General features: G+C 49.2%; 19 protein-coding genes and 1 tRNA gene. 11 read left to right on the forward strand and 9 right to left on the reverse strand.

What is annotated here, in order from left to right:
* Positions 1–24: 24 nt before the first annotated feature.
* The 8 genes from ACN0YN_RS00090 (at position 25) to ACN0YN_RS00125 (ending at position 11,338) form a co-directional block, all read left to right on the forward strand.
* A complete protein-coding gene (locus ACN0YN_RS00090; protein WP_417382929.1) occupies positions 25–960 on the forward strand; it encodes a 3-hydroxyacyl-CoA dehydrogenase family protein in 936 nt (311 codons plus the stop codon).
* A complete protein-coding gene (locus ACN0YN_RS00095; RefSeq protein ID WP_417382930.1) occupies positions 960–1,727 on the forward strand; it encodes a 3-hydroxybutyrate dehydrogenase in 768 nt (255 codons plus the stop codon). Before ACN0YN_RS00090 ends, ACN0YN_RS00095 begins: the two co-directional genes overlap by 1 nt.
* 157 nt (positions 1,728–1,884) lie before the next feature.
* Positions 1,885–5,124 carry a DUF1549 domain-containing protein gene (locus tag ACN0YN_RS00100; protein ID WP_417382931.1) on the forward strand — a complete coding sequence of 1,080 codons (3,240 nt, stop codon included), beginning with the start codon at positions 1,885–1,887 and terminating at the stop codon, positions 5,122–5,124.
* 44 nt (positions 5,125–5,168) lie between these two features.
* Positions 5,169–6,470 (forward strand): DUF1501 domain-containing protein, encoded by a 1,302-nt coding sequence (locus tag ACN0YN_RS00105; protein WP_417382932.1) that lies wholly within the window; start codon positions 5,169–5,171, stop codon positions 6,468–6,470.
* Positions 6,471–6,656: 186 nt separating this feature from the next.
* Positions 6,657–7,982: a sulfatase-like hydrolase/transferase gene (locus tag ACN0YN_RS00110; RefSeq protein WP_417382933.1), complete on the forward strand. Its 1,326-nt coding sequence runs from the start codon at positions 6,657–6,659 to the stop codon at positions 7,980–7,982.
* Positions 7,983–8,008: 26 nt separating this feature from the next.
* Positions 8,009–9,427, forward strand: coding sequence for a neutral/alkaline non-lysosomal ceramidase N-terminal domain-containing protein (locus ACN0YN_RS00115; protein WP_417382934.1), 1,419 nt, complete (start codon positions 8,009–8,011; stop codon positions 9,425–9,427).
* A 43-nt stretch (positions 9,428–9,470) separates the two neighbouring features.
* Positions 9,471–10,256, forward strand: a complete 786-nt coding sequence (locus ACN0YN_RS00120; RefSeq protein WP_417382935.1) for a 3-keto-disaccharide hydrolase — start codon at positions 9,471–9,473, stop codon at positions 10,254–10,256.
* 50 nt (positions 10,257–10,306) lie between these two features.
* Positions 10,307–11,338, forward strand: coding sequence for a nucleoside hydrolase (locus tag ACN0YN_RS00125; RefSeq protein WP_417382936.1), 1,032 nt, complete (start codon positions 10,307–10,309; stop codon positions 11,336–11,338).
* A gap of 19 nt (positions 11,339–11,357) precedes the next feature.
* On the opposite strand, the gene ACN0YN_RS00130 is transcribed toward ACN0YN_RS00125, so the two are convergent.
* Entirely contained in the window at positions 11,358–11,972 is a 615-nt protein-coding gene (locus tag ACN0YN_RS00130) for a response regulator (protein ID WP_417382937.1), read from the reverse strand.
* Between the two features lie 740 nt (positions 11,973–12,712).
* Here ACN0YN_RS00130 and ACN0YN_RS00135 point away from each other — a divergent pair.
* Positions 12,713–13,363: a response regulator transcription factor gene (locus ACN0YN_RS00135; RefSeq protein ID WP_417382938.1), complete on the forward strand. Its 651-nt coding sequence runs from the start codon at positions 12,713–12,715 to the stop codon at positions 13,361–13,363.
* Between the two features lie 425 nt (positions 13,364–13,788).
* Complete coding sequence (locus tag ACN0YN_RS00140) at positions 13,789–15,477, forward strand: response regulator (RefSeq protein ID WP_417382939.1); 1,689 nt, start codon at positions 13,789–13,791, stop codon at positions 15,475–15,477.
* A gap of 176 nt (positions 15,478–15,653) precedes the next feature.
* On the opposite strand, the gene ACN0YN_RS00145 is transcribed toward ACN0YN_RS00140, so the two are convergent.
* Both ACN0YN_RS00145 and ACN0YN_RS00150 read right to left on the reverse strand, forming a co-directional pair.
* A tRNA-Leu gene (locus ACN0YN_RS00145) sits at positions 15,654–15,737 on the reverse strand.
* A 269-nt stretch (positions 15,738–16,006) separates the two neighbouring features.
* Complete coding sequence (locus ACN0YN_RS00150) at positions 16,007–16,390, reverse strand: GlsB/YeaQ/YmgE family stress response membrane protein (protein ID WP_417382940.1); 384 nt, start codon at positions 16,388–16,390, stop codon at positions 16,007–16,009.
* Between the two features lie 258 nt (positions 16,391–16,648).
* Here ACN0YN_RS00150 and ACN0YN_RS00155 point away from each other — a divergent pair, with 258 nt between their 5' ends.
* Complete coding sequence (locus tag ACN0YN_RS00155) at positions 16,649–17,848, forward strand: FG-GAP repeat domain-containing protein (protein WP_417382941.1); 1,200 nt, start codon at positions 16,649–16,651, stop codon at positions 17,846–17,848.
* Here ACN0YN_RS00155 and ACN0YN_RS00160 read toward each other — a convergent pair whose 3' ends face one another.
* From ACN0YN_RS00160 to ACN0YN_RS00185, 6 genes are all read right to left on the reverse strand, one after another.
* Positions 17,849–18,910 (reverse strand): dihydrodipicolinate synthase family protein, encoded by a 1,062-nt coding sequence (locus tag ACN0YN_RS00160; protein WP_417382942.1) that lies wholly within the window; start codon positions 18,908–18,910, stop codon positions 17,849–17,851. It lies immediately after the preceding gene.
* Positions 18,911–18,958: 48 nt separating this feature from the next.
* Positions 18,959–19,999, reverse strand: coding sequence for an NAD-dependent epimerase/dehydratase family protein (locus tag ACN0YN_RS00165; RefSeq protein WP_417382943.1), 1,041 nt, complete (start codon positions 19,997–19,999; stop codon positions 18,959–18,961).
* A 101-nt stretch (positions 20,000–20,100) separates the two neighbouring features.
* Positions 20,101–20,637 carry a SelL-related redox protein gene (locus ACN0YN_RS00170; protein ID WP_417382944.1) on the reverse strand — a complete coding sequence of 179 codons (537 nt, stop codon included), beginning with the start codon at positions 20,635–20,637 and terminating at the stop codon, positions 20,101–20,103.
* Positions 20,638–20,719: 82 nt separating this feature from the next.
* Complete coding sequence (locus tag ACN0YN_RS00175) at positions 20,720–21,007, reverse strand: hypothetical protein (protein ID WP_417382945.1); 288 nt, start codon at positions 21,005–21,007, stop codon at positions 20,720–20,722.
* 26 nt (positions 21,008–21,033) lie between these two features.
* The gene (locus tag ACN0YN_RS00180; RefSeq protein WP_417382946.1) at positions 21,034–22,413 is read right to left on the reverse strand and encodes a DUF1501 domain-containing protein; all 1,380 of its coding nucleotides are present in this window, start codon (positions 22,411–22,413) and stop codon (positions 21,034–21,036) included.
* Positions 22,414–22,543: 130 nt separating this feature from the next.
* Positions 22,544–23,449 carry a YihY/virulence factor BrkB family protein gene (locus ACN0YN_RS00185; RefSeq protein ID WP_417382947.1) on the reverse strand — a complete coding sequence of 302 codons (906 nt, stop codon included), beginning with the start codon at positions 23,447–23,449 and terminating at the stop codon, positions 22,544–22,546.
* Positions 23,450–23,527: the final 78 nt, after the last annotated feature.

The following is a 23,527-nucleotide window of genomic DNA, read 5'->3' on the forward strand; positions in this document are numbered from 1 at the left end:
GCATTGAAAGAAAGTAATCGACAGATGCAGGAAATCGGAATTCTGGGAGCGGGGCTGATCGGAGCCAGCTGGGCGACTTTTTTTGCAGCGCAGGGTTTGAACGTCCGCATTTATGATGTGAATGAATCGGTCAAAGAACAGGCGCGGGAACAGTCGATCCAAAATCTGAAACGTCTGGCAGATCTGGAACTGCTTTCGCGTGAAGAGGCCACAACGGCAGAGGAGAGACTGAACGTCGTCGATTCGCTGGCGGACCTGCTGACTGATGTGGAATATGTGCAGGAATCAGTCATCGAAGATTATGATATCAAAGCAGACGTTTACCGTCAGTTTGAACAGTATGCCCCGAAAACAGCAATTCTGGGGAGCAGCTCTTCGGGGCTGCTGATGACGCGAATGCAGGCCGTTATGCAACATCCCGGTCGGGCTTTGATCGCGCATCCCTTCAATCCGCCGCATCTGATTCCGCTGGTGGAACTGGTTCCCGGCGATCAGACTGCAGCTGAAACGATGGAAACTGTCAAAGCATTTTTTCTGGGACTGGGAAAACATCCCGTCGTGTTAAACAGGGAAGTACCCGGGCACATTGCCAATCGACTGGCGGCGGCGGTCTGGAGGGAATCTCTGGCGTTGCTGGATGCAGGAGTCGCCAGTGTGGAAGACATCGATGCGGCACTCTGCCAGGGGCCGGGGCTGCGCTGGGCATTGATGGGTCAGCATATGATCTATGAACTAGGCGGCGGTGCAGGCGGCTATCAGAAATTCATCGATACCATCGGAGCTTCTTTTGAAGCATACTGGCAAGATATGGAACACTGGACGAGCATTCCAGAATCGGCGAAAGAGAAGGCCGTCTCGGGAACTCAAGTGTATCTGAAACAGAAAAGTCCCAGTGAATGGGCTGCCTGGAGAGATGAGAAACTGGCTCGTATACAACAGATCTTACGTGAGGAACACTGATGGCGACATCTCGAACCGCCTTGATTACTGGAGCCGCGAGTGGTATCGGAGCTGAAATTGCGCAGACCCTGTTCCGCGAGGGGTGTCATGTGGTGATAGCCGACCGGAAGGAACCGGAATACCTCAAGCGTCTGAGTGCCGCCGATCAGCAGACACGATACATTCCCACAGACCTCTCGCAACAGGCTGAGTGTCAATTACTGGTTGAACAGACACTGAAGGAATTCGGTGTGATTGACATCCTGGTCAATAATGCGGGGTTCCAGCATGTATCACCGTTGGAAGACTTTCCAGAAACCGTATGGGATAACATGCTCAAGGTCATGCTGACTGCGCCATTTCTGTTAACAAAATATGTCCTTCCGAAGATGAAGCAGCAGGGATGGGGACGCATCATTAATCTGGGGTCGATACATTCTCAGGTGGCGTCGCTCAACAAAGCCGGTTATATCGCAGCGAAACACGGTCTGGTCGGGCTGACAAAATCGACGGCTCTGGAAGGGGGGCCGTTTCAGATCACAGCGAATGTGATCTGTCCTGCTTATGTGAGGACGCCGCTGGTCGAACAGCAGATCGCTGCCCAGTCGGAGACGCTCGGGATCAGCATTGAACAGGTCGAAAGTGAAGTATTTCTGAAAGCGTCTGCCACCGGAAAGATGATTGAGCCTGCAGAAGTCGCTGCGATGGTCTCTTATCTCTGCTCTGACCAGGCGAAGTCCATTACGGGGGCCTGCTGGACCATAGACGGGGGTTGGACAGCACAATAAACAGTTCCGCATCCCCTCATAGACTTGCCAAAATCTCTGAAATCAGCCAACAAGTCATTTAATTAACATTGCTTAGTCAGTCTTGACGTATTAAGGTGTGTTTATGTGATTGGCTCGATCATTTACCTGTTGGAATTGATTTTCGAAGAGGTGAGAGATGCAGGTCCGACGGTGGTTCATCCTGGCCTGGCTGTTGTTGTTTTTCACGCAGCAGGTAGATGCAGCGGAGAGAGATGCGCCCATTGCAGCTAAAACTCCCGAGCAGCTGGCTGTGGAAGGATTGCGGCGGTACTGGACCAACCTGCAGACGAATAAAGATGGCAGCGTTCGTCTCGTTCGATTAAGCAAGCCACATGTGACTCTCGAAGCGCTGGTCCATCTGGAACAGTTCCCGCAACTCGACTATCTGGCGCTGGTCTGTCCTCAGATTGGCGATGAAGCACTCCAGCATATTCGCGAACTGACCAATCTCGATACCCTGATGCTCTCCGAGTCAGCGGTCGGTGATGCAGGAATGAGTTGTCTGCAGAAGCTCAACAAACTGGAGCGACTCTATCTGGACGATACAAAAGTCACTGATGCTGGCTTGCAGCAGCTGTCTTCCCTGAAGCAACTCAAAGTGCTTTCCTTACGGAATCTGAATATTACCGACCAGGGACTACAGGCGCTGGCTGATCTGGAAAATCTGGAAGTTCTGTTTCTGTCCGGAACAGATGTCAGCGATGCCGGATTGAATACGCTGGCGTCACTCAAAAATCTGAAAGTGCTCTATCTGACGCGGACGAAAATTACCGGATCTCAGCTGTCATCACTCAACTCTTTAGAGAGCCTTGAGTACCTGTCATTAAATCGGACGAAATTAGAACCCGCTGCGGTGGAAGCATTAATAGGGCTGACTCAACTGAAAGGGCTGGAGTTAAACTTTACGAACCTGTCTGTGTCCGCGCTTCAACAGGTAAAGAGCAAACTGGAAAAAACGAACGTCTTTTCAGAGGCGAAGTCTGATGCATTGACGACTCCTGCATTATTTACTGAGTCAGATTCCATTCAATTAAAACCAGTTCTACCACCGATTCAGGAGCGAATTGCAGCTGGTGAAAAGATTACACCTGATTTCCAGCAGCATGTCATCCCGTTGCTGGGCCGCCTGGGGTGTAACAGCCGAAACTGTCACGGTTCGTTTCAGGGGCGAGGTGGTTTTCAGCTGTCGATGTTTGGTTACGATTTCAAACTCGATCACGATAACCTGTTGAAGCGGATTGATAAAGCGCATCCGGAACAGAGTCTAATCTTAAATAAGCCGACGTCGGAGGACGAGCACGAAGGGGGATTGCGGCTGCCGCCCGGTGGCTGGGAGCAGAGTCTGTTACGGGAATGGATCAAAGCCGGCGCGCAGACAGTTGGCAAAACTTCGCCTCGATTTGTTTGTCTGGAAGTGACGCCGCAGCAGGTGGTGTTTTCTGAGAAGGGGGAATCCGTCCCGCTGAAAGCCATCGCTGTCTGGTCGGATGGAACCCGTGAGGATGTCACCTGTCTGACGCGTTTTGAATCCAAAGATGACAGTGTGGCGGAAGTCACGCCGGAGGGGACGATCAGTTCCAAAGGAGCGGGAGATACGTATGTCATCTCTTATTATGACAATGGTATTTTTTCAACTCAGGTGATTCTGCCGGTTAAAAAGTATGAGAACAGTCAGTATCCCGATGTTCCGACGCCAACGGAAATCGATGAGCATGTTGTCAACAAGTTGCGCAAACTGGGAATTCAACCCTCAGCGTTGTGCACGGACGAAGAATTTCTAAGACGCGTCAGCCTGGATATGACGGGGACGCTGCCTGCGCCTGATGAAATTCGTGAGTTTCTCAAAGATTCATCTACGGAAAAACGGGCGCAAAAAATCGAGGAACTGCTTACTCGCCCCGCTTATGTGGCCTGGTGGAGTATGAAGCTTTCCGACTTGACAGGAAGCAATGCGGGCTACCTCGGCGCGACCGAGATGGCACAACCTGTTGCCGGTCAGTGGAATGCCTGGATTCAGAGGCGCGTGGAAGAAAATGTCGGCTGGGATAAAATCGTCTCGGGGATCATCCTGGGAACCAGCCGACTGCCGGGGCAGACCTTTGAAGAATTCATGGCGCAGCAGAGTGAATTTACCAGTATCAAAGATCGGGCTGATTTCACTGCCCTCAATAATACCATGCCTCACTACTGGGCACGGGATAACATGTCGGTCCCTTCAGATAAAGCGCTGGCTTTCGGTTATACTTTCCTGGGAATGCGACTGGATTGTGCGCAATGCCATAAGCATCCCTTCGATGAATGGTCCAAACAGGATTTCGAACTCTTTACGGAATTCTTTACCCGAGTCAAATTTGGGGTGCCTCCAGATGCCGCCATCCTGCATGAGCAGACGCGGAATATGCTGGGAGTTCCCGTAAAGTTGAATACGGCCGCGTTGCGCAGACAGAGTTATTTACGGATCGCCGCGGAAGGACGCTCGATCCCCTGGCGTGAAGTCTATATAGAGCCTGCTAAAACAGAAAAACAGGTCGCCAAACTGCTGGGGGGAGAGGAAATTGATATCAGTGAGAGCAGCGATCCTCGAGAGCTCCTGATGCAGTGGATGTTGAACGAACCGAATCATTATTTTGCCAAAGCGTTTGTGAACCGGATCTGGGCTCATTATTTCAATGTGGGCATCATCAATCCGCCTGACGATCTGAACCAGGCGAATCCCCCGAGTAATAAGGCTCTGCTGGATTACCTCGTGAAAGGGTTCATAGAGAGTGGCTATGATATGAAGTGGCTGCATCGGACCATTACCAGCAGTCGCACGTATCAACTCAGCTGGCGACCGCATCCGACGAATCGCAAGGATACACGTAATTTCAGTCACGCGATTCTCAGACGTTTGCCTGCGGAAGTTGCCATTGATGCGATTCTACAGGCGACTGCCAGCGAGAAACAGCTTGTAAAACTGTCGACACAAACAGACCGTCGTAAAATTACTCAGCATCCGCTTTCCTATCAGGCGCGTGCGATTGATTTTTCGCTGCTCGTTTTTGGAAAGCCGTTACGAACTACGAACTGTGATTGTGAACGCCAGGATGAACCGACGTTGCTGCAATCCCTTTATGTGCGAAATGATGCAGAAATGCTGGGCCATCTTACTCGCGCAGACAGTTGGCTGACCGAATTGAAAAATAAATCTGTCCCACAGTCAGAACAGGAAAAGCTGGTGACCGAAGCGTACCTGCGCACGCTTTCCCGCTATCCGGAAAAACAGGAACTGAACGAGAGCCTGCAGCATTTGCAGAAAACGAAAGATATTCAGGAAGGTCTGCATGATCTGATGTGGGTCTTACTGAATACTCAGGAATTTATTACCAACCATTGAGCCATTCAATCAATGACGGGAATGGACCGTTCCCGGAAAGAGCAATGATGATGAATCAATACGAAATCAGCAGACGCAGTGCATTACAAATTGGCTTTCTGAGCGGTCTCGGATTATCGTTACCCGGGTTCCTGAAATTAGCTGCAGCCAATGCTGAGTCGGCGGCTCCGAAGAAATCAAAAGCAGATGCCGTTCTGTTTCTGAATCTGGCGGGAGGGGTTTCGCATCTGGATACGCTGGATATGAAACCGGAGGCACCGACCGAGACACAGGGAGAGTTCAAGTCGATCCAGACGTGTCTTTCCGGCTTCAATGTCTGCGAACATCTGCCTAAGTATGCTGCAACAGCAGATCAATTTACTCTGATTCGCGGCATCTCGCATTCAGCGGGCGCCCATCCCCAGGGACAGTCCTGGATCTCGACAGGGAATCGACCTGTACCCGCATTGATTTATCCCTCACTGGGATCAGTGGTCAGTAAAGAAGTTGCGAGCAAACCAGATCTGCCGGGGTATGTGGCGATTCCTAAAACCGAATGGAATGCCGGCTATATGGGGGATGCTTATGCACCTTTCAAAACCAATACTGTGCCTCGACCGGGACAGCCGTTTCAGGTACGCGGGATATCCCTGCCTGAAGGTCTCACGCTGGAAAAAGTCAACCAGCGACAGCAGCTGCTCGATAAACTGAACCGGCGTTTCAAAGGAGAAGCGACCGAAAGCCAGTTACTGGAAGCTTTGGATCAGTTTGGTTCACAGGCTTATAACATGATCACTTCCAAGCGGGCACGGGCCGCCTTCGATGTCGAACAGGAAAGCAAACCGATACGCGATCTGTTTACCCCCGATGAATTCAATCAGTCAGTCTTTCTGGGATGTCGCCTGATCGAATATGGCGTGCCCTTCGTGACAGTGACCTATGATGGCTGGGATACGCATACGGAAAACTTTGCCGGTCATCGGCGTCTGCTGCCGGCACTGGATGGTGGGATGACAGCGGGCCTGGAAATGCTGAAACAGAAAGGACTGCTGGATCGTACCCTGGTAGTGATTATGGGCGAGTTCGGACGCACGCCAAAAATCAATGTCAACGCGGGTCGCGATCATTATCCGCGCGTCAATTGGTGCCTGATGACGGGAGCCGGGATCAAACCGGGGCAGTTTATCGGGGGGACAACCAGGGCAGGAGATGCGCCGGATGAGAATACCGAGATCAAACCCGACGATATCGCCGCGACCATTTATCACAGCCTGGGAATTGATCCGTTTATGGAATACTTTACCAATACCGGACGCCCGACCATGCTGGTCCCCCATGGACGGATTATGCATGAACTGTTCGCGTGAAAGTACGCGGAATCAGGATCTTCAATTTGAGCACACTGCGTGGTTATGATTGATTTGTATCACCGCCTGCGGTCTAATTGAGTGATGGTGAAGTGATACGATTTCTTTAATCGAACTGATGTGGAACTATTACAGCATCGCATCGATTTCTTCTGCGTACGAGGCCGCTCCGTGATAAGAACTCTGATGATTGCTCTCTCGGTGTATTTATTCCTGCCTGCATTTTTATCAGCAGCAGACACGATTTCAAAACCGAACATTGTGTTGATTATGGCTGATGATTTAGGTTATGGAGATCTGAGCTGTTACGGGAGTGAGAATTGCAAAACTCCCCATCTGGATCGCCTGGCTGCCAATGGGATGAAGTTTACCGATTTTCATTCCAGTGGGGCCGTCTGCAGTCCTACCCGGGCTGGCTTGCTGACTGGTCGCTATCAGCAGCGAGCGGGCATCGATGGAGTGGTCTATGCCGATCCGAAGAAGAACCGCCATCACGGTCTCCAGAAAAATGAAATCACGCTGGCGCAATGTCTGCAGGATGCGGGCTATCAGACAGGTATGTTTGGTAAATGGCATCTGGGGTATCAAAGACAATACAACCCGACCTTTCGCGGGTTTCAGCAGTTTGTGGGCTATGTGAGTGGGAATGTGGACTACTTTGCTCACCTGGATGGTACGGGGGTATTCGACTGGTGGCACAATGCGGAGCTGAACCGTGAAGAACAGGGGTACGTAACGCATTTGATCAACGACTATGCTGTGGAATATATTCGTCAGCAGCGAGAGAAACCGTTTTTTGTCTACATCGCGCATGAGGCAGTACATTATCCCTACCAGGGGCCTGAGGATCAGCCAATACGGAAAGAAGGGGTGGGGGATATCAAATCCGCCAAACGAAAAGATATCGCGAACGCCTACCGCGAGATGAATACGGAAATGGATAAAGGTATTGGTAAGCTGGTCACAGTTTTAAAAGAACTGAACCTGACGGATCAGACATTCATTTTCTTTCTGTCCGATAATGGTGCCAATCAGAATGGATCGAACGGTGAATTGCGTGGTTTCAAAGGGAGTCTCTGGGAAGGGGGACATCGTGTACCGGCGATTGCCTGCTGGCCTGGTCAGATTGTACCTGGAACCGTTTGTGAGGAAACTGTCATCAGTATCGATCTGATGCCGACCATCCTGGAACTGGCAAATGCAAAAGTCCCTGAGGGGCACAAACTGGATGGAGTCAGTCTGGTTTCTCTATTAAACAAACAGATGCCTTTACCGACTCGCCAGATCTTCTGGGAATACAATGGTAAATCTGCAGTGAGACAGGGGCCCTGGAAACTGATCATGAATCAGACACGTAAGGAACCGATCGAATTATACGATCTCAGTCAGGATTTATCAGAAACAAAAAATCTGGCGGACGCTCAGCCACAACGCGTTCAGAGAATGCAGTCTGCGCTGACTGCCTGGAGGACTGATGTAAAGCAGTCTGCAACGCCTCAACCTGAAAAATAAACCGTGAACTGCTTACTGGAGAAAGAATGATGCTTCGTTTTTCGATCTGGTTAATACTATTTATTTTCGTTTCTCCACTGACATCAAATGCTGCTCCGGATTCTTTACAGGCGGGAGCGGCAAAATTTAATATCACACCGCGCAGTTTTCCCGTTTCGATGACGGGCAGCTTTCAGGATCGTCAGGCACAGTCTGCACATGATCCACTCCATGCCCGGGCTCTGGTGTTGAATAGTGGAGATACCACTGTGGCCTTTGTTGTTTGTGACATCTGCCTGATTTCACGTGAGATCTTTGATGCCGCCAAGCAGCAGGCCTCTCTCAAGACCGGTATCCCTGTGAGTCACATGCTGACATCAGCCACCCATACGCATACAGCGCCTACCTCTGTTCCCCTGGCACAATGTCGCCCCAGTCCGGAATATGTTCAGTTCCTGACCGAAGGAATCGCTCAGTCGATTATCAATGCCCATGCCTGCCTGCAACCGGCACAAATCGCCTGGGGAGTGACCCAGGAGCCTGCTGAAGTGAATAATCGGAGGTGGTATGTGAAAGAGGGGAACATCCCGCTAAACCCGTTCGGGAAGATGACGGACAAAGTTAGGATGAATCCACCGCGCGGTAGCGAAATACTCATCAAGCCTGCCGGTCCCATTGATCCCGCGATCTCTTTTCTCTCGGTGCAGACGACTGCAGGAAAACCATTAGCCTTGCTGGCAAATTATTCGCTGCACTATGTGGGAGGAATTCCAGCGAACCAGCTGTCCGCCGATTATTTTGGGGAATTTGCCAGGCAGATCAAAAAACGGCTGGGGGGAGATGATACCTTTGTGGGCATCATGTCGAATGGCACGAGCGGAGACATCAATAACTATAATTTCAAAGAGCCGCGTCCGCGGGCGGCGGCTTTTGAGCGTGTGATTGCAGTGGCTTCCGTGATCGCGGACAAAACTTACAAAGCAGTGAAAGATCTGAAGTATCGCCGTACTGCAGAAATTGTGATTCAGGAACGGACTCTGGATCTGGGGATTCGAAAACCTGATCGGGAAGAACTGGTATATGCGAAAAAACTGCTGGCCGCCGCCAAAGATCCCGACCGTTTAAACACCAATGAAGTGTATGCCAGGGAAACAGTCAATATCGAACAGGGACCCGATACCGTTAATATCAAGCTGCAGGCACTGCGGATCGATGAATTGGGAATCGTAGCAATACCCTGTGAAGTCTTTGCGGAAATCGGGCTGGAGATCAAGCAGAAAAGTCCGCTTAAACCGACCTTTGTTATTGCATTGGCAAATGGCTATAACGGTTATCTACCTACTCCTGAGCAGCATATTTTGCAGGGGTACGAGACCTGGAGATCGAGTTGGAGCTATCTGGAAGTTGATGCTTCCAGCAAAATCAATCAGCAGATCTTTGAGATGCTGAATCAGATTGCAGACTGAAACGAGTTTTAAATCTTCGAATAAGAAAAATTGAGGTCTAATTATGAAAAAGCAGATTGGGATCATCTGCCTCGGATGTCTGGTACTACTGCAGTTCAATCAGACCGGCTGCACTTCTGAGCCAAATCAATTAACTGAACAGGAAAAGCAGCAGGGATTCAAGCTTCTGTTTAATGGCAAGGATCTGACAGGCTGGCAGCATAGTGGTAATTGGAAAGTTGAGGATGATGTAGTGACCCGTTCGGGAAAAGGGGGGAGTCTGGTTTATGAAGCAGAGCCTGTCCCCGATGATTTTGAATTGAAGTTTGAATGGAAAGTCGCTGAGGGAAGTAACAGCGGCGTGTATTATCGTCCCGGTCAGTATGAATATCAGATATTGGATAACAGTAAACATGTGGATGGCCAGAATCCCCGTACCAGCGCGGCTTCGATCTATTTTTGCCTGCCTCCATCACACGACGCAACACGACCAGTAGGAGAATGGAATACGGGACGCATTGTCTGCCAGGGAACGGTCATTCAACACTGGTTAAACGGTGAGAAAGTGATTGATCTGGATTATACCGATCCGCGCTATGCCTGGCACGTTGAACTGCTGGCGAACCGGGGAGGGAATCTGTCTGATCGAGGCGCGAATCTGTATTTACAGGATCATGGTGATCCTGTCTGGTACCGCGGTTTAAAAATGCGGCGTATTCCGGGTTCTGAAAAACTGAAACGCAGTGAAGTGAAACCGGCAGATGTGTCTGATACAGCAATGGCTGCTGAACAACGGAAATTACAGAAGATCATGGAAAATCGGACACGACAACAACTGAAAAAGAAATGATGGATCACAGAATCTCAAAATCAGTAAAATTTTAAAGGATGATGAATTTCATGTTCAGGAAGCGCTTGGCTGGAATCTGTTTTCTTCTGTTAATGACATCCCGGTTGCTGTCTGCAGCAGAGCCGGTGCAGGTGATCTTTGATACGGATATCTCTGGAGATGTTGATGATGTACTGGCGCTGGCAATGTTACACACGCTGGCAGATCGGGGAGAATGCGATTTACTGGCGGTGACGATTTCCAAGATTAATCCACTGACGGGGCGTTTCACCGATGCCACGAATACCTTTTACGGACGGGGAGATATACCCATCGGAGTGACTCGTGATGCGCAGAAGCGAGAGAGCCGCTATCTGAAACTCATTAATGAAATGCAGGGGGATCAGAGCCGTTATCCACACGATGTTCGTTCGAATGATCAACTGCCGGATGCGGTAAAACTGCTGCGGAAAACGCTGGCGGCATCAGCCGATCGATCGATTGTGATTATACAGGTCGGCTTAGCTGCAAACCTGGCGGATCTGGTGGAATCTAAAGCGGATGAGTTCAGTCCGCTGTCGGGGCATGAATTGATCAGAAAAAAAGTCAAACTGGTTTCGGTGATGGCTGGTGCATTTGAACCCATTGATGGAAATGCTCATTTCCTGGAAGCTAATGTGCGGAATGGCATTCAGTCCATGCAGCGATTTGTTCGCCAGTGGCCTCAGAATACGCCTGTTGTCTGGAGCGGTTTTGAAATCGGCATTGCCGTGAGATATCCGCGCGAGAGTATTGCCCGGGATTTTAATTATGTGGAACATCACATCGTGCGGGAAGCGTATCTGCTGCATAGTGGACCGGAACACGATCGACCCAGTTGGGATTTAACGAGTGTATTGTATGCCGTTCGTCCGGATGACGGTTATTTTGATCTGTCTGAGCCGGGAAAAGTAACCGTTGATGATGACGGTTTTCTGAGTTTTCATCCAACGAAGCAGGGGCGTGATCGCTATCTGAAAATGAACCCTCTGCAGGCAGTGCAGGTCAAAGAAGTGTTACGTAGTCTTGTCAGTCAACCACCGGTAATCCGGCGAAATCAGTAACCAGGTGAACGCGTAGTCATTATTGATTTGAGTTTCGACTGACTTCATTCAGCAGAGAATCAATTGATTCACACATTTCTTTTTTGAGCGCATGTAGGCTGTTCTGCATTTCTTTGAGCTGATCGATTCGATTTTTTGTTTTAAGGGGCCCAGAACCATGCTCAATTTCAGTGTTGTCATTGGCCTGGTAAGGTGTTTCTATTGACTGGTCAGGACTAACCTGTTCGCTTTCCACAACAACGGAACTTCTTAATTTCGTCACAAGTAAGTCGGTGTCGATGGGTTTGACCAGGAGATCTTTAAATCCCAGTGCTAAAGCCTCACGTGTTAATTGCTTCATTTTAGGTGACGATGTGCCATGTTCTTTGGTCACCATCAGATAAAAATTCAGTGGTGGAATCACTCCTTCGTCATTAAAACGTTCGATCTTGGCTGCTGCTTTGTATAAATCCAGCGCATTCATAGTCGGTAGAAACAGGCTTGTCAGGACTGCATCAATTGAGAAATCTGCCTTTAAAATCATGAGTGCTTCTTCACCGCTTTCAGCTGAGACGGTCTCGAACTGATGACGCCCCAGCTTCTGGTTCAGACTCTGACGAATGAATCCGATTTCGTCGACAATCAATATTTTCATGGTTTTGTCCTGATGTGAATTTGAGAATCAATTGCGATAGCGATCTGATTTGAAAGAAGTTCACATAATCTTGTATCGCCTTCTCGAAAAAAAATAAAAATGGGGGATATTACCCAATTTTATGTACTGCTTTCACCTCAATATTGAATGATGCGTTAAGTTTGGGTAGAAAGGGGTGAATAGGTGTGCTTAAACTACTGTTGATATCTTGTGCCGAGTTTAAAATAGGTAGGCAGAGGTGACCTTGTCGAGTTCAAGAAATGACTCGATCAATATCGACGAAAAACTCAGGTGTTATTTTGAATGGATGTTCTATGACAGAGAGCCTGAGAATATAAAGAACCAACCAAATCAGTCAATTGGGACAGATTTTACAGTTAATTCCCCATTTATGAACTGAGCTTACATTACCGTTCCACTGAATCCCCTCTTAGTGGATACAACCTGTTTTCACTACTGGTATGTGTCCATCATTTCATACAAATGATCGCCTACTGACAATTAGTACTTCTTGATCTAAAAAAATGGTTGAGTGATTATCTGCCTTTCGTAGAAGTAGTTAGCGTTGTTGTGTTTGTTGATAATAAATATTGAATCAATAAAAGATATTAAGATACGAATGTGCGGAAACGCTTCCTCAACTAATATTATTTGCTTTAAATCGTATCAATGATTTCTGGCTATCGTTGAAAGTGGAGCAAAATCATTAAGTATAAGATTGCAGTACATTTGAGGGCCAAATGACCGAATTTATTGTTTACATCATAGACGATGATCCTGATGTTTTAGATTCAATTGCCTATCTGTTGCAGACTTCCGGCTACACCGTCAAACCGTTCAACAGTGTTTTTGCTTTTCTGGAATCAAACGATCTTGAAACGCCGGGTTGTGTGCTTATTGATTTGATCATGCCGGAAATATCTGGTATCGAAGCAATGCAGTTACTGGACAAGAGGCAGATTCATTTTCCTGTGATCATGATGAGCGCGTATGGAGATATTGAAAAAGCTGTCTCAGCTGTAAAGCAGGGGGCATGTGAATATCTGGAAAAGCCATTTGCTAAAGATAAGTGTGTTCAAGCAGTAGAAACAGCGCGTGAAATCTGGAATCAGCGTACACAGCAGACGGCCGATAACGGCATGCAATATCTGGAACTGTATAATGGTCTCACCCGTCGGGAAAAACAGGTCTTTCATCTGATCGCAGAAGGTCATTCAGGCAAGCAGATTGCGAACTCCATGTCGATTAGCTATCGAACTATGGAAAAGCATAAAGCAAATGTACTCAATAAATTAGGTGTTTCCAGCACCACTGATATCGTACACATTCTTTATAAGATTAAAGACATTCCAGGGTATCGAAAAAATGGTACACCAGATTCTACTCAATAGGTGCTGATTTTCAGACTTTACTCTCCCTTCACAGTGCACCGTAAAACTAATAAGTTTTCTGCTTGACCATACGTTGAAAGTACGAGCGTTGAATCGGTCGCAGACTGTTGGACAGTGCCCTGACTACCTGAGTGTAGGGAATTGTGACTGAAGTGGCGGTACTGAGAATCTACAAGTCAGAGTTTCAGTGCCTGCACTTTGCCTGTTTCTCCTCAGAGTCTTGATCCCGAATGATTGAAGCATGAATGGGGGGATTCCCCCATCAATTGAGGAGGTCTTTCCAGTCGATAAAAAATCTACTGGTAATTGGAGCATCGAGTGATCTCTTCGGTGCGTATACAGAAAGATTCAGCAACATCGTTTTGAACAAAGGGGTAAATCCAAAAGTAGAGAGCTGTAGTTTTATCGAAAAATAAGGGCCAGATATGCGTTCCAGACAAACAGAATATTGTAGAAATCATTTCTCTGAGCAGATTCTGAAATTCTGTATTGATATTGTTGTGGCAATCGCTGAAGACGGAATGATTCTGATGGCGAGCCCTTCTATTGAATCAGCCTGGGGATGGAACGCAGAGGAGAGTTCTGGAAAGAATATAAGTGATCTGCTGACTGAAGCATCCCGAGAATCATTTCTGCATTGCATTTCAGAGTGTGTGGTCTCTGGAAAATCTGCTACCTGCGAGCTTGTGGTCAAACGCAAAGACCATTCCAGTAATCTTTATGAGCTGACACTCCACCAACTTGATGAGCCAAACGAAGATGCTCAGTTCATTGGTGTTTTCCGCGATATTTCTGAGCGATTTCGGTATCAGAACCAGCAGGCCGAATATCTGGAACGACTGAAGCAGACCCGACGGGAACTGAAGCGAAAAGAATTTGAAGTCAAGTCAGCGCTCAACCTGGCGGAACAGACCAACCAGGCAAAGAGTGAGTTTCTGTCGAATATGAGTCATGAGATTCGTACCCCGATGACAGCGATTATTGGATATTCAGAAGTCTTAAAAGAATCAATCACTCAACCAGAGCAGCATGAACTGATTGATATCATTCAGAGAAATGGTGACCATCTTCTGCAGGTAATAAACGATATTCTGGATATCTCAAAAATCGAATTAGGACAGTACGAACTCCGAACAGTAGAATGCTTTCATCTCAAAATACTGCAGGAATTAATCGCCTCTTATCAACCGAAGGCAGCTCAGAAGGGGCTGCGACTGCTTACCAGGATTCATGAGACAATTCCTGCCTCAATTCAGTCTGATCCAGCAAGACTGAAACAGGTCCTGGAGAATCTGATGAGCAATGCAGTCAAGTTTACAGACCACGGCAGCATTAGTATTGAAGTAAGAGTCATTGCACGGTCGAATTTCGAGCGGTTGTTGCAGTTCAATATTGCAGATACCGGAATTGGTATTTCACAGGAAAAGTTGAGGCATATATTTGATCCTTTCACTCAGGCTGACAGTTCTTTATCGCGACCTTATAGTGGCACGGGGCTGGGGTTGACGTTGAGCCAAAAACTGATCCAGTTGCTGGGGGGAAAGTTGTCTGTGCAGTCAATGCTAAATCAGGGAAGTGTATTTTCGGTTACATTGAATATAGGAAATCAGAACTCCGAGTTTCAGCAGACAGGTATCAGGACGGAATCTGATGAAACAAAATCTCTTTCTCAAAATAGTTCTGGGATCAATGAGGGAAATTATTCAGCAGATATAAAGGGCCGGGTATTACTGGTTGACGATACACAGGAGATTCTAAGACTCTTCAGTTATATGCTGACCAAGATGAAGTTGGATGTGGTGACTGCTTCAAATGGTAGAGAGGCGATTGAGAAATTTCAGCAGGCAGAGCGACAGAGGAAGCCGTATGATCTCATTCTGATGGACATGCAGATGCCAGTCATGGATGGTTACGAAGCGACTCGGTTTCTCAGGAGTCAGAATCATCAGGTCCCCGTGATTGCGATTACCGCGCATACTCTGATTACGGATCGAGAAAAATGTATTGCCGCAGGTTGCAGTGACTATCTGGGAAAACCGGTCAAATTTGATGTCCTGTCTGAAATCGTCTCACGCCATCTGTCTACTATCCCGGAATATGCATCAGGATGTTGAGTTAGTGTGGATCTGATGTGATTAGAGTGCCTGCAGTGCCAGGTGGGAAATCGCGTCTACTGCAGGATGGGGGATCCCCAAATTGACTTCCAGATGCACCGAGGTCGAGCGGCTTAGTAGGGAGCCGATACCACTCTCTTTTGGGGGAAAACACTTTGAGAGAAATCTGAAAAAGATAGCCGAGGCGGGACTCGAACCCGCACGCCCTTTACGGACCCGGGATTTTAAGTCCCGTGCGTCTGCCATTCCGCCACTCGGCCATGTGCTTTAAGAGTATATAGAATATTAGGTTATGTATTGCAAGCCAGAACGCAAAAAACAGGGGCTCTGATACCCCACCAAATCCCCACCAGATCGCATTTTTTATTCGTTTGTTTGCACTTATTACTTAGATAGCGAATTAAGTGAGTAGATTTCTACTGAATGGCAATAAATCGCTGCGCAGCAAGTTTTGAATAACCTCTCAACTCATCATGCAGGTTGAGATGACTGATCTAATCGGGAATCAGAGGTTCACAACTGAGACTGCTTAGTAGGTTTCATCAGCCAGGCCGCGGGCACGGCGACGTCGTCGACGTCGGTGCAGCCAGCGTTCGCCATCTTCGGCTTCCGCAAAGAAAGAACCAGAGAGCAGACGATAGAAAAACAGGAGGACAAATGCGCCGCCTGTCGCTGCAATAAAGCCAAAGGTGCTGATCGGCGTCACCCGGGCACCATCCCAGAAAAACATCAGTGTCCCACAGCCGACAACGCTGCCGCCAATACCCATTAACAGGGTACTTACAGCACCACCGGGATCTTTACCGGGCATGATGGCTTTGGCAGCCAGACCGACCAGGGTCCCAAAACCTACCCAGACTAACATTTCGTTTACAGCTTCCTGGAGGATTCGGCTGGTATTGTCATCAAACATTATGACGGTCCTTCGTCGATAAATGCTTATCGAGATATGATTTACGGTGAAGTGATGAGCTTGGCTTCTATTCAGGGGAAGGAGCCTTTTATTACTTCCTTTTCTCATTATCGTCAACCCCGGCTTCAAACTTGGGTTATGTCGTGACGAATTGATTTTTGATTAAAGTTTTGTAGAGTTGAAGAACCGTTTTTGGCTTATCTGATCAATCTGGAAGTCACAGAGACACAAACATCCTCACGCCCGGAAATTGAGAATATGAAACGAGTTGTTCTGTACCCTGTGCTGAGTGCTCTTACTGCGCTGAGCTTCTTCACATCCGTAATGCAAGGCGCGGAGTTTCACAAAAAAATACTGACTGAAAAATATTTCGCAGATGGAGTCGCCAGTGGCGATTTCAATCATGACGGACAACGTGATATCGTCGCTGGGCCTTACTGGTATGCGGGACCAGAGTTTGCCAAAAAACAGAGCTATTACGAACCTGTAGCTCTGCCTCCGGAAGTCAGTCCCAGTAACTGTATGCTGGTGTTCGCGTACGATTTCAATTCTGATGGCTGGGATGACATTCTAGTGCTGGGGCGCGTGCATCTACACAAAGCTTTCTGGTATGAAAACCCACGCACAGAAAACGGGGAATGGAAAAAACATTTTGTATTCGAACGTGTGCAGGGGGAGTCACCGCCGCTGGTCGATGTGACCGGCGATGGAAAGCCGGAACTGATCTGTCACTGGGAGAATCATTGGGGCTGGCTGGAACCAGACTGGAATGCACCCGAGAAGCCCTGGCGTTTTCATGCTGTGGGACCCGGAGGGGAATGGGATCGTTTTTACCATGGAACGGGTGTCGGCGATCTGAATGGAGACGGTGCGAGAGACATTGTGATCAATGATGGCTGGTTTGAAAATCCAGCGCAGCGAAAGACAGACTGGGTGTTTCATCCCTTTGTGTTCTCCAAAGATAAAGGGGGCGCACAAATGCTGGTTTACGACGTGGATGGAGATGGTGACAATGACGTGATTTCCAGTCTCAACGCCCATGGCTGGGGACTTGCCTGGTTTGAACAGCAGCAGGTGGAAGACGGAATCACTTTCACTCAGCATAAAATGATGGGCGATCGCAGTGAACTGAAAGAGTATGGTGTCGCATTCACTCAGCCACATGCACTCGCTCTGGCTGACATTGACGGCGATGGTCTGCAGGATGTGGTGACTGGTAAACGACGCTGGGCTCATGGTCCCAAACGAGATATCGAACCCGGGGAAACGCCGGTGGTTTACTGGTTTCAACTGCAGCGCAGCGGGCAAGGTCAAGTCAGCTATCAACCTCACCTCGTCGATGACTGGTCAGGCATTGGTGTGCAGATCGAAGCGTCTGATGTCAACCAGGATGGGAAAACAGATATCCTGACTGCCTCCAAACTGGGGACGTTTCTGTTTCTGAATACTGGAAAATAATCAGCCGTTGAGCCAGTCGTCTCGGTGTTCAGCAACAAACTCATCATCGTTAAGATGAGGATAGGCGGCATAAATGCGGTCGATTTCTTCCAACTGACCGGGGCCCATCACTTCATCGGGATTCAGGCACCAGGTTCCTTCCAGCAGGCCCTGACGGCGTAAGACTTCATGGATGCCGGGAATACAGCCCTGGAATCGATTGGCGACATCAAACAGTACCGCGTTACAATCAGTGACTTCCGTATTGCGATGTAAGGTGGCGAGGGGGATCGCTGAATTCGTTTCAGCGACCTGTTGACACTCTTTGAGTATTTCGACCGCTTTACTGGTCCAGACAGCCCAGTGACCCAGCAGACCGCCGACAATCCGCCGTTCGAGTTGTTTACCGTTCGAGTTGAAACGAAAAGGAGTGACCAGATCGAGAACGATGTTGTCATCATTGCCAGTATATAAGGCGATATCTTCACGGCTCGATTCCGCGACCGCGCGAATGACGTCCAGGGTATGATAGCGATTGAACGGGGCCATCTTGATGGCTGCGACATTTTCGATTTCACAGAATCGTCGCCAGAAGGAATACGGTAACAGTCGTCCTCCGACATCGGGTTGCAGGTAGAAACCAAATACGGGGATCACTTCAGAGACGGCCCGACAGTGTTGAATCAAAGTCTCTTCATCGGCGTTTTTCAGAGCGGACAGGCTGAGCAGACCGAAGTGATAGCCGGCTTCATGTGCGATGGCCGCTTCGCTGGTGGCCTGTTTCGTCTCACCACAAATCCCGGCAACACGCAGGAGAGGTTTCTCTCGTTCCTCATCAGCGCGGTTCATTTCTTCAGCCGCCAGTTGCAGGACAGGCTGATACAGGTCAATGCCGGGATTGCGAATTTCAAACTGTGTCGTATGTACGCCCACTGCCAGGCCGCCGACACCGCTGGCAATATAGTACCGCGAGAGTGCTCTTTGTCGTCGTTCGTCCAGCTTCCGCGAAGCGGTCAACGCCAGGGGATGAGCGGGAATGGCGGTTCCCTGTTGCAGGATTTCTGTGATCAGAGGAGGGTTCACGATAAAAGATTCCTGTAAAGTCGAGCGTTGATGCCTGACAGGCTGTGATTAGAATTTGCCGCTGCGTGATTCAAAGTGGGTCGGCTTACCGAGCAGGGGGCGTTCATGCTGGATCCAGTCAGCTGTCCAGTCAATAATCTGTTCAATGTTGACCTGAGGTGCCCCATAACGGGTATGTCCGGATTGACCGTTGTTGAGCAAGGCATCTTCGGCTGCGGTTCCCGTGAATTTTGGCAGTTTGTTGAATCGTTTCCCAAACTGTTCGCAGATGTTACGTACTTCAAGTATTTGAGGTCCGGAGACATTTAAGTACGCCGGTGGGGAAGCCCCTTCGGGCAGTGAGCAGAGTGCCATCGCATTCGCATCCCCCTGCCAGATGACGTTCACATAGCCCATCGAGAGATCAATCGTCTGTTCATGGTAGACCTGCAATGCCAGGTCGACGAGTACACCATAACGGCATTCGGTTGCGTAGTTCAGACGGATGATGGTCATCGGGATCTTCAGAGTGCGGCTGAAGTGTTCGAACATTCTTTCACGTCCCAGGCAACTCATCGCGTACTCGCCTACGGGATTGGGTTTGTCCGTTTCTACCGAACCCTGACTGGTTGCGGGAACAAGGCCATAAATATTGCCAGTTGAGAATGCGGTAATTCGGCTGTTTCGATATTTGTTACAGACCAGCGCGGGCAGATAAGTATTCATTGCCCAGGTGAGCGACTCGTTTCCTGTTGCGCCGAATTTCATGCCTGCCATGTAAATGACATTAGGGACGTCGGGAAGTCTGCTGATGAAATCGGAATCGAGCAGATCACCTTTGATGGTCTCAATTCCCAGGTCTTCAAGAGGTTGCCTGCTGGCTTCATCGGAAAAGCGACTGACTCCAATCACTCGTCTCTTAATTCCCGCGGCTTCATCGCCACGCAGAATCATGCGGGCTAACGTCGGTCCCATTTTACCGGCAATGCCGAGAAGAATGATGTCGCCGGGAGTATTTTGCAACGCCTCGACCACCTGGGGAGTGGGGCGGCTTAACAGTTCGTCGAGTTGTTCGAGTTCGTTAATGGTCTCTGGATAAGCGGAAGTCATGATGAGGTTGAAACTGTCAATTTTGAGATTAAAAATGCGAGGATCGTTACTTGCATTCGCATTATGACAGGTTCGTGGTTGAATTGGAAATCAAAGTTAAGTTATTCCCGGGGAAGCTCACAGGCCAGAAGTTGATCCCAGTCGGGCAGGTCGGCAGAGTTTTGCGAGAAGTAACTGGCAACGACTTTGCCTCGGTCAAGAATCAGTGCCGCCCCCAGTTGTTGTACGTCTTTACCAGGAATGCCAGGGAGATAGCCTGAAAGGACTGTGGTTTTGAATCCAGACCACCAGACAGCGGGCCCCACCGTTTCAGCCAGGCTGCCTCGTTTGACCTGAAAGAGTTCATAGAGCTTGCGATCCGGGTCGCTGAAACTGTGTACGTTTTGTAACTGATAGCGGGCCAGTAATCGGGCTGCCTCCGTTTCGTCCATCATATGCACGATAGCCAGTTGCAGATTACGTTCTTCCAGTTGAGCAGAGAGCGACTTCAGTTGATCGAGTACCTGCCGACAGAAAGGACAGCCACCATGTCTGAGAAAAACGATCAGGACCGGCGCTGTATCTGACAGCTCTGTCAGTGTTTTTCCCTGACTGGAAGGAAATCGGGAAAGAGCCTCCCGGAAGGGATCGGAGTTCATGGGAAACTTTCCGTTCGAGAGTGATGATTCTGATCAGACTGCTGTGGGAGATTCGTTCAAAAGAAAACGGTTTCACATAAGTTTACCACAATGCGTTCGGGTGTTCTTTGTGGAAATCCGTCACTTCCTGAACGGTATCCTCAATCGTTTCCAGATCCGAATAAAACATGGCGGTAGGATCAATCTGTTTTTCTTCCAGAAAATCGATGTCCGCTTTCACTTGTGGAATGGTAGCGATCTGTGGGAAGACGACCAGCCAGAGCAGACACACCCCCGTTACCAGTAACAGAAATGGAACCCATCGCTGTCGGGAATGCGTTTTTTCTTTTGATGGATCTTCAGAACTTAAGTCAGGAGTCGTGGAAGGCACTTGAATTTACAGACTGTTGAGTAGTTTTAAAATAGTTCGTGTATGACTTCACCATGATCGATGGCGACAATCGGTCTGCCGGAATGATCGGGGAAATAGGTTTCGGGATCCATGCCCAGCACACGATAAATGGTGTGATGAATATGTCCGGGGCGTACAGGACGGTCGGCAGGTGCATCTCCCAGTCGGTTGGTCGCACCGACGATGCGTCCCCCTTTGACGCCACCCCCTCCCATCAGGCAGAACATCGAGTTTCCCCAGTGGTCGCGGCCCGGCGTTCCCATACTGAGGGGAGGCCCACCGTTGCCGCCATTATTCATGCGCGGCGTCCGACTGAACTCACCACAGAGTACGACGAGTACTTTCTCACTCAAACCACGCTGTGCCAGATCTTCAAACAGGGCACTGACTGCCTGATCGACTCGTGGCAGATAACTGTCCATGCCGCTTTGCAGATTCCAGTGGTGATCCCAGCCACCAAAGTGGACGGTGACAAAAGTCGTTCCCGCTTCAACCAGGCGACGTGCCAGGAGGACGCTCTGTCCCCAGGTATGACGGCCGTATTTGTCACGTAACTCATTATTTTCTGAGTTCAGATCGAATGCCTGCCGGGCTTTTTCACCGGTCACCATTTCGTAGGCTTTCTGGTCCAGGCGATCCATGGAATTAAGCATGCCTGACTGATCTACATCGCGACGCAACTGGTCGAAACTTTTCAGAAGTGTCTTGCGGTCTTTGAGACGATCAATCGACAGCCCCGTTGTGGGATTGAGGTTCTTAACCTGAAAACCAGAGCTGTTCGGATCGGATTCGGTTTCGAACGGATCGTGCTGCACGCCCAGGAAGTTTCCCCCGAAATAGCCAGGACGTAAACCAATGCTGGAAGCATAGGGAACGGAAACATAAGCAGGCATGCTGGGATCACGCGGCCCCAGGACTTTCGTCGCCATAGCAGAGATGGAAGGATTGCGTCCGGGAGTGCTGCCACCACTGACTCCACCCCGACCGGTGAGCATCCAGTGACCGCCGGTAAAGTGATCGCCGGTATTGTGATGCAGTGAACGGACCAGAGAAAATTTATCCGCACATTGTGCCTGCAGGGGGAACATTTCCGTAATGTCCATGCCAGGCACGTTGGTGTGGATGGGATTCCAGATCCCCTTGTATTCACTGGGGGCTTCGGGTTTCAGGTCATACAGGTCCATGTGGCTGGGACCGCCGTCTAGCCAGAGTAGAATGACTGAGGTGTCTTTCTTTTCCACGCCAGCCTGTTCAGACAGCGATTTTGCGTGCAGAATTTGGGAGAGGCTGGCCGACCCCATCCCGGCAATCCCTGCCTGTAGAAAATGGCGTCTGCTGATGCCATCACAGTACTTCCCTGATTTACCAAATTCAACGCGGAACATATTGGCGATCCTTGGCGCGAAATAAAAATAAGAGTTCACTTATGCGTCTATTTTATTGAGCGCTATCTGGTTTCGTCAATAAGGAACCGCATCGATTTTACGTTGATTGGCTGACCCGCAAGTTGACGACTTAAGCCGTCCCTTCCGCTTTGAGCTTGGCGGCCCGGTAAATGACACCGTTTATTTCGCCACCAATCATCAGAATTGCCCCGGTCAGATACAGCCATGCCAGCAGCACAATGAATCCCCCAATTGTGCCATAGGTTTCGTTGTAGTGAGCAAAATTTTCGACATAAAGCCGGAAACCCTGCAGCATCAGTACCCAACTGATGACGACGAACATGCTGCCGGGGGTAAATATTTTCCAAGGTAATTTGATACTGGGGACGGCCCAGTAAATAACGGAGGTGGAGATCAACATGAAACCACAAGCCACCGACCAGCGGACACCCGCTGAAAAAAAGAGATGAACCCAGGTGGCATGAATATTGGCGACGAGCAGACTGGCGATTTCCGGTCCGACAACCAGGAGTATGGATGCTGTGAGCAGCAGGATCAGGACACCAAAGGTCAGGAGCAGCGCCAGCCCGCCTGATCTCAGGAAAGATCGACGATGTTCGACTTCAAAAACGGAGTCCAGTCCCACTTCCATGGTGATAAACAGTCGCGCTCCCCCCCAGGCAAGCAACAGCAGACCACCGCCAATCAGACTGACTGTGGTTTTCTGCTGAATGTCTTCAATCTGGGCAAACAGCATGCTCGAGACATTACTGGGTAAACCCTGATTGATAGCATTTTCCACGCTGAGGATGACGCCTTTGATCGGCAGTTGGGCCAGGCAACCAATGATGACAATCAGCAGGGGGAAAAAGGTGAAGATGGAGTAATAGGCGAATTGCGCGCTGTGGGCGCTGAGGTGGTGTTTTTCGTATCCTTTCAGTGTGCGCACGATGAGGTCCCAAAGTGTCAGGCCACCAAATTTCCACATGGCGCGGAACCCGATTTTTCCCAGTTGTATCTGTTCCCGTTCTGTCATGTCAGACCACTCTTATCTCTTATTATTAAATGCTTTACAGCGTTAATTGTGTTCCAGAAGCAGAGAAATAAAAATCCC

This window comes from Gimesia sp., assembly GCF_048260065.1.
Taxonomy (GTDB): domain Bacteria; phylum Planctomycetota; class Planctomycetia; order Planctomycetales; family Planctomycetaceae; genus Gimesia.